General features: G+C 65.1%; 6 protein-coding genes. All 6 read left to right on the top strand.

Features of this window, described 5'->3' with window-relative positions:
• Positions 1 to 218: 218 nt before the first annotated feature.
• The 6 genes from thrS (at position 219) to pheT (ending at position 7,080) form a co-directional block, all read left to right on the top strand.
• Positions 219 to 2,132: a threonine--tRNA ligase gene (thrS, locus tag AUP43_RS04665; RefSeq protein WP_067553260.1), complete on the top strand. Its 1,914-nt coding sequence runs from the start codon at positions 219 to 221 to the stop codon at positions 2,130 to 2,132.
• An 88-nt stretch (positions 2,133 to 2,220) separates the two neighbouring features.
• Positions 2,221 to 2,757 carry a translation initiation factor IF-3 gene (gene infC / locus AUP43_RS04660; protein ID WP_067553258.1) on the top strand — a complete coding sequence of 179 codons (537 nt, stop codon included), beginning with the start codon at positions 2,221 to 2,223 and terminating at the stop codon, positions 2,755 to 2,757.
• A 144-nt stretch (positions 2,758 to 2,901) separates the two neighbouring features.
• On the top strand, positions 2,902 to 3,102 hold the full coding sequence (gene rpmI / locus AUP43_RS04655; RefSeq protein ID WP_067553256.1) for a 50S ribosomal protein L35: 201 nt from the start codon (positions 2,902 to 2,904) through the stop codon (positions 3,100 to 3,102).
• Between the two features lie 12 nt (positions 3,103 to 3,114).
• On the top strand, positions 3,115 to 3,480 hold the full coding sequence (gene rplT / locus AUP43_RS04650) for a 50S ribosomal protein L20 (RefSeq protein ID WP_067553254.1): 366 nt from the start codon (positions 3,115 to 3,117) through the stop codon (positions 3,478 to 3,480).
• A gap of 115 nt (positions 3,481 to 3,595) precedes the next feature.
• A complete protein-coding gene (pheS, locus tag AUP43_RS04645; RefSeq protein WP_067553252.1) occupies positions 3,596 to 4,672 on the top strand; it encodes a phenylalanine--tRNA ligase subunit alpha in 1,077 nt (358 codons plus the stop codon).
• Positions 4,669 to 7,080 (top strand): phenylalanine--tRNA ligase subunit beta, encoded by a 2,412-nt coding sequence (gene pheT, locus AUP43_RS04640; protein WP_067553250.1) that lies wholly within the window; start codon positions 4,669 to 4,671, stop codon positions 7,078 to 7,080. The genes pheS and pheT overlap by 4 nt, the downstream gene beginning before the upstream one ends.
• Positions 7,081 to 7,110 lie beyond the last annotated feature (30 nt).

Below are 7,110 nucleotides of genomic sequence, written 5' to 3'. Positions count from 1 at the left end.
CTCAGCATGAGGTCACCAGGCGTTTGTCCAAGGGCCCCCTTACCCTGAGGAGCCCCACAAGGGGCGTCTCGAAGGGTCAGGCGGCTGCGAAGAACGCCCCCATGCGCCCCCTCGCCTGCTGCCCTGCCGCACCGCCGCTTGACAGGGCACCGCGCGCCATTAGAGTTGCAGCCCTTTTCGCGCTTGTGCGAACGCAAATATATCGGTGAAAGACGAATATGGTTGCCATCACGCTCCCCGACGGCAGCGTCAAGAGCTTCGAGGGTCCCGTCAGGGGCTCCGAAGTCGCTGCGTCGATCGGCGCTGGCCTCGCGAAGGCCGCGCTCGCCATCAAGATCAACGGCGACGTGAAGGACCTCGCGACCACTATCGCGACCGATGCCAAAATCGAGATCGTCACCACCAAGCATCCCGACGCGCTGGAGCTGCTGCGCCACGACGCCGCCCATGTGCTGGCCGAGGCGGCGAAGGAACTGTATCCCGACGTGCAGGTCACCTTCGGCCCGGCAACGGAAACCGGCTTCTATTACGATTTCGCCCGCGCCGAGCCGTTCACGCCGGAGGATCTGGAAGTCCTCGAAGCCAAGATGCGCGAGATCGTCGAGCGCGACGAGCCGATCAGCCGCGATGTCTGGAGCCGCGACCAGGCGGTGGAATACTTCAAATCCATCGGCGAGAAATACAAGGCCGAGCATATCGGCAACATTCCGGCGGACGAGGATATCTCGGTCTATACCCAGGGCGTCTTCACCGACCTCTGCACCGGGCCGCATCTGCCCTCCACCGGCAAGCTGGGCAAGGCCTTCAAGCTGCTGAAAGTGTCCGGTGCCTATTGGCGCGGCGACGCGAATAACGACCAGTTGCAGCGCGTCTACGGCACCGCCTTCGCCACGAAGGAGGAGCTGGAAGCCTATCTCACGCAGCTCGAAGAGGCGGAGAAGCGCGATCATCGCCGCATCGGCCGCGAGATGGATTTGTTCCACATCCAGGAAGAGGCGGTCGGCAGCGTCTTCTGGCACCCCAAGGGCTGGAGGCTCTACCGCACGGTCGAGGGCTATATGCGCCGCCGGCTGGAGCAGGCCGCCTATGTCGAGGTGAAGACGCCGCAGCTGATCGACCGGGCGCTGTGGGAGGCCTCCGGCCATTGGGAGAAGTTCCGCGAGAACATGTTCACGGTCGCGACCGAGGACAACAAGGTGCTCGCGCTGAAGCCGATGAACTGCCCCGGCCATGTGCAGATCTTCCGCCAGGGCCTGACCAGCTACCGCCAGCTGCCGCTGCGCATGGCGGAGTTCGGCTCCTGCCATCGCTACGAACCGTCGGGCGCGCTGCACGGCATCATGCGGGTGCGCGCCTTCACCCAGGATGACGCGCACATCTTCTGCACCGAGGATCAGATCACCTCGGAAACCATCAAATTTTGTGACCTGCTGCAGAGCGTGTACAAGGATTTCGGCTTCACCGACGTGAAGGTGAAATTCTCCGACCGGCCGGAAACCCGCGCCGGCGACGATTCGATCTGGGACCAGGCCGAGGGCGCGCTGAAGGAGGCGGTCGAGGCCGCCGGCCTGCCCTACACGCTGAATCCCGGCGAGGGCGCGTTCTACGGCCCGAAGCTGGAATTCGTGCTGCGCGACGCCATCGGCCGCGACTGGCAGTGCGGCACGCTGCAGGTCGATTTCGTGCTGCCGCAGCGCCTCGACGCCTCCTATGTCGGCGAGGACAGTCAGAAGCATCGCCCGGTCATGCTGCACCGGGCGATCCTGGGGTCGTTCGAGCGGTTCCTCGGCATCCTGATCGAGCAGTTCGCCGGCAAGTTCCCGCTGTGGCTGGCGCCGACGCAGGTGGTGGTCGCCACCATCACCAACGAGGCGGATTCCTACGCCGAAGAAGTCAGCGAGACGCTGAAGGCCGCCGGCCTCAGGGTTGAAACCGACCTTCGGAATGAAAAGATCAATTATAAGGTCCGCGAGCATAGCCTGGCGAAAGTGCCCGCTCTCCTTGTGGTGGGCAAGCGCGAGGCGACGGAACGGACCGTCGCGATGCGACGCCTCGGCGGCGACAAGCAAGAAGTGCTTGCGCTCGATGAGGTCCTTAATAGACTTAAGGAAGAAGCCCAGGCGCCGGCATAAGGCGCATGGCGTTTTTTCTATGGGTGTTGCCGTGCGGGGAGACGGCGATGCCCCGCATCTTATCTTCCCGATTTGACGGAGGTGTTAAATAGCCCGCTTTCAGCCCGATGCCGCGCCCTCGAAGGATGGACCGCGCGTCAATGACGAGATTTTCGCCGATACGCTGCGCGTGATCGGCGAGGATGGTGAGAATATCGGCGTCATTTCCCGGCGCGACGCCTTGCGTGCCGCCGAGGATGCGGGACTCGACCTTGTCGAGATTTCCCCCAACGCCGTGCCGCCTGTCTGCAAGATCCTCGACTATGGCAAGTTCAAGTACGAGGCGCAGAAGAAGCGCAACGAGGCGCGCAAGAACCAGAAGATCATCGACGTCAAGGAAATCAAGATGCGTCCGAATATCGACGATCATGATTACGACGTGAAGATGCGCAGCGTGCACAAATTCCTCAACGAAGGCGACAAGGTGAAGGTCACCATGCGCTTTCGGGGCCGCGAGATGGCCCACCAGGATATCGGCATGAATGTGCTGATGCGCGTGAAGGACGATGTGGATGAGCTGGCCAAGGTCGAGCAGCATCCGAAGCTCGAAGGCCGCCAGATGGTTATGGTGATCGCCCCGCGCTAAGGCGCGACGCGCCCTTGCCTTTCGGGAAGGCACTCTGTATAACGCGCGCTCCGCCGGACGAGAGTCCGCGCGGGCGCAGCCGCGCCGTGGCTTGTAGGGCATGCCCGGCCGGCTCTTGATAAACCGGTAACCAGTGAGGTTGAAATGCCCAAGATGAAGACCCGGAGCGGGGCGAAGAAGCGCTTCCGTCTCACGGGCAGCGGCAAAGTGAAGATGGCCGTTGCCTTCAAGCGTCACGGCATGCGCAAGCGGCCGAACAAGATGCTCCGCCAGCATGTCGGCACCAAGATCATGAGTGCCCAGGATGCTGCGCGGGTCAAAAAATATTTCATGCCGAACGGGTAAGGAGAAGCATAGATGGCACGCGTCAAGCGGGGCGTCACTTCCCACGCCCGTCACAAGAAGGTCCTGGACCTCGCCAAGGGGTATCGCGGCCGGTCCAACAGCAGCTACCGCATTGCGCTGGAGCGCGTCGAGAAAGGCCTGCAATACGCCTATCGCGACCGCCGCAACAAGAAGCGCGATTTCCGCGCGCTCTGGATTCAGCGCATCAATGCGGCCACGCGCATGCATGGCCTGCCCTATTCCAAATTCATGGACGGCATCAAGAAGGCCGGCATCGAGATCGACCGCAAGGTTCTCTCCGATATCGCCATCCACGAGCCGGACGTCTTTAAGTCGCTGGTCGAGCAGGCCCAGGCCGCCCTCGACAGCAACGGCTGAACAACCGTTGTGTCGCCCGCGGTTCCCTTAGCGGAGCCGCATCGGTGATCCAGTGAACAGAGGGGCGGTCCTCCGGGGCCGGCCCTCTTTTCGTGTCAAGAAGACGGAACAGACGATGGAAGACCTCAACCGACTGCGCGACACGCTGCTGGCCGAAATCGCCCAGGCTGGCGATCTGGAGGCGCTCGACCGCGCGCGTGTCTCGGCCCTGGGCAAGAAAGGCCGCCTGACCGAACTGATGAAGCAGCTCGGCAGTCTCGATCCCGATGCCCGCCGCCAGGCCGGGCAGGATTTGAACCAGGTGAAGGACGCGGTTGCCGCCGCCATTGAGCAGCGCAAGACCGGCCTTGCCGATGCAGCATTGAACGCCCGCCTCGCCGCCGAGCGGATCGACGTGTCGCTGCCGCCCCGGCCGGAGGGCCGCGGCTTCATCCACCCGATCAGCCAGGTGATGGACGAGCTGGTGGCGATCTTCGGCGAGATGGGCTTCGCCGTCGCCGAGGGGCCGGATATCGAGGATGATTTCTACAATTTCGGCGCGCTGAACATTCCGCCCGAGCATCCCGCCCGGCAGGAGCATGACACCTTCTACCTGCCGGACCGTGCGGACGGGGCGAAGATGGTGCTGCGCACCCACACCTCGCCGGTGCAAATCCGCACCATGCAGAAGACCACGCCGCCGATCCGCATCATCGCGCCCGGCCGCACCTACCGCAGCGACCATGACGCCACCCATTCCCCGATGTTCCATCAGGTCGAGGGGCTGGTGATCGACGAGAAGACCCATATGGGCCATCTGAAGGGCTGCCTGATCGAATTCTGCCGCGCCTTCTTCGGCGTCGACGACCTGCCGGTGCGCTTCCGCCCCAGCTATTTCCCCTTCACCGAACCGTCGGCGGAGGTCGATATCGGCTGTTCGCGCAAGGGCGGCGAACTGACCATCGGCGCCGGCGACGACTGGCTGGAAATCCTGGGGTCCGGCATGGTGCATCCGCGCGTGCTGGAGAATTGCGGCATCGATTCCACCAAGTATCAGGGCTTCGCCTTCGGCATGGGGATCGAGCGCATCGCGATGCTGAAATACGGCATCCCCGACCTGCGCACCTTCTATGACAGCGATCTGCGCTGGCTGAAACATTACGGCTTCGTGCCGCTGGACGTACCGACGCTGACCGGGGGGCTGGCCCGATGAAATTCACCCTGTCCTGGCTGAAGGAGCATCTGGAGACCGATGCGCCGCTGGACGAGATCGTCCGCATGCTCTCCATGATCGGCCTGGAGGTCGAGGGCGTGGTCGACCGCTCCGCCGCCCTCGCCCCCTTCACCATCGCCCATGTCGTCTCCGCCGAGCAGCATCCCGACGCCGACCGGCTGCGCGTGTGCAAGGTGGATACCGGCAGCGAGATCGTGCAGGTGGTCTGCGGCGCGCCGAACGCGCGCACCGGCATGAAGGGCGTGTTCGCGCCTGCCGGCAGCCATGTGCCGGGCACCGGCATCGATTTGAAGAAGGGCGTCATTCGCGGCCAGGAATCCAACGGCATGCTGGTTTCCGAGCGCGAGCTTGGCCTGTCGGACGAGCATGACGGCATCATCGAGCTGCCGGAAGACGCGCCGCTGGGTCAGCCTTTCGCCGCCTATGCCGGGCTGGCCGATCCGCTGATCGACATCGCCATCACGCCGAACCGCGCCGACTGCCTGGGCGTGCGCGGCGTCGCCCGCGACCTGGCCGCCGCTGGTCTCGGCACGCTGAAGCCGCTGGACAGCGCGCCGCGCCCCGGCGGCTATAAGAGCCCGATCGTCTGGAAGCGCGACCTCCCGGCCGACGCCATGGATGCCTGCCCGATCGTGGTCGGCCGGCATTTCCGCGGCGTGAAGAACGGGGTTTCGCCGAAATGGATGCAGGAGCGGCTGAAGGCCGTCGGCCTGCGCCCGATCAGCGCCCTGGTCGACATCACCAACTATGTGATGATGGATCTGGGCCGCCCGCTGCACGCCTATGACGCTCAGAAGATCGAGGGCGGCGCGCTGATCATCCGCCTGGCGCGCGATGGCGAGACATTCCACGCCCTGAACGGCAAGGAATACACGCTGGACAGCGAGATCATCGCCATCGGCGACGCGCAGGGCGTGGACGATCTGGCCGGCGTTATGGGCGGCGAGCGCACCGGCGTGTCCGAGGGCACGACCGAGATGTTCCTGGAGACCGCGATCTTCGACCCGATCCGCATCGCCATGGCCGGCCGCAAGCTGGGCCTGCTGTCCGACGCGCGCTATCGTTTCGAGCGCGGGCTGGACCAGACCTCGCCCTTCTGGGGCACCGAGATCGCCACCCGCCTGATCCTGGAGATTTGCGGCGGCGAATGCAGCGAGATCGTGGTCGAGGGGCAAGAGCCGGAATGGCGCCGCCGCTATGATCTGCGCATCGCCCGCATCGCCGAGCTGGGCGGCGTCGCCGTGCCAGAGGCCGAGGCGCTGCGCATTCTCGATATTCTGGGCTTCGAGGCGAAGCCGGCCGGCCCGGGCGTCTATTCCGTCGCCCCGCCGCCCTGGCGCGGCGATATCATCGGCGAGGCCGATCTGGTGGAAGAGGTGCTGCGCATCAACGGCTACGACAAGATACCGGTCGAGCCGCTGCCGCGCGAAACCTCCATGCCGCAGCCGGCCCTGACCCCGGCACAGCGCCGGGTGTCGCTGGCCAAGCGCACGCTGGCGGCGCGCGGCATGGTGGAGGCGGTCACCTTCTCCTTCATGCCATCCGGCCAGGCCGCCTTGTTCGGCGGCCCGGTGAAACCGGAGCTGATGCTGGCCAACCCGATCTCCAGCGACCTCGACGCCATGCGGCCGTCGATCCTGGGCAATCTGCTGGCCGCCGCCGGCCGCAACGCCAATCAGGGCTATCCCGACCTGGCGCTGTTCGAGGTCGGCCCGCAATTCGCCGACGCGACGCCGAAGGGCCAGTCCGCCATGGCGACCGGCATCCGCGCCGGCCGCACCAGCCCGCGCGACTGGAGCAAGCAGCAGCGCCCGGTGGACGCTTTCGACGCCAAGGGCGACGTGATCGCCCTGCTGGAACTGCTGGGCGCGCCGACCGCCAATCTGCAGGTCTCGACCGATGCGCCGGACTGGTACCATCCGGGTCGCTCCGGCTGCCTGCGGCTGGGACCGAATGTGCTGGCCAGCTTCGGCGAGCTGCATCCGCGGCTGTTGCAGGCCTATGATTTGAAGGGCCCGGTGGTCGGTTTCGAGCTGTTCCTGGACCGGGTGCCGATGCCGAAAGCCAAGAAGGGCGCGACCAAGCCGTTCCTGAAATTGTCGCCCTTCCAGCCGGTCGAGCGCGACTTCGCCTTCGTGGTCGAGGATGGCGTCGCCGCCGAGCAGATCGTGCGCGCCGCCAAGGGGGCGGACAAGGTGCTGGTCAGCGATGTCGGCGTGTTCGACATCTATGCCGGCGCCAATCTGGGCGAAGGCAGGAAGTCGGTGGCGATCAGCGTGACGCTGCAACCCACCGACCGCACGCTGACCGAGGAGGATATCGAGGCGGTCAGCGCCAAGATCGTCGCCCAGGTGGAAAAAGCCACCGGCGGCAGCCTCAGGAGGTAATTGAAAGCGGCCCTATGCTTCGAGACGGCC

Origin of the sequence: Oceanibaculum pacificum, from assembly GCF_001618175.1 — a bacterium.
GTDB lineage: Bacteria > Pseudomonadota > Alphaproteobacteria > Oceanibaculales > Oceanibaculaceae > Oceanibaculum > Oceanibaculum pacificum.
This window is presented reverse-complemented; position numbering and strand designations above follow the sequence as displayed.

Excerpts from the sequence above, each read along its gene's own strand:
- thrS (WP_067553260.1), top strand. The coding sequence starts at position 219 with ATGGTTGCCATCACGCTCCCCGACGGCAGCGTCAAGAGCTTCGAGGGT.
- pheS (WP_067553252.1), top strand. The coding sequence starts at position 3,596 with ATGGAAGACCTCAACCGACTGCGCGACACGCTGCTGGCCGAAATCGCC.
- rplT (WP_067553254.1), top strand. The coding sequence starts at position 3,115 with ATGGCACGCGTCAAGCGGGGCGTCACTTCCCACGCCCGTCACAAGAAG.
- pheT (WP_067553250.1), top strand. The coding sequence starts at position 4,669 with ATGAAATTCACCCTGTCCTGGCTGAAGGAGCATCTGGAGACCGATGCG.
- rpmI (WP_067553256.1), top strand. The coding sequence starts at position 2,902 with ATGCCCAAGATGAAGACCCGGAGCGGGGCGAAGAAGCGCTTCCGTCTC.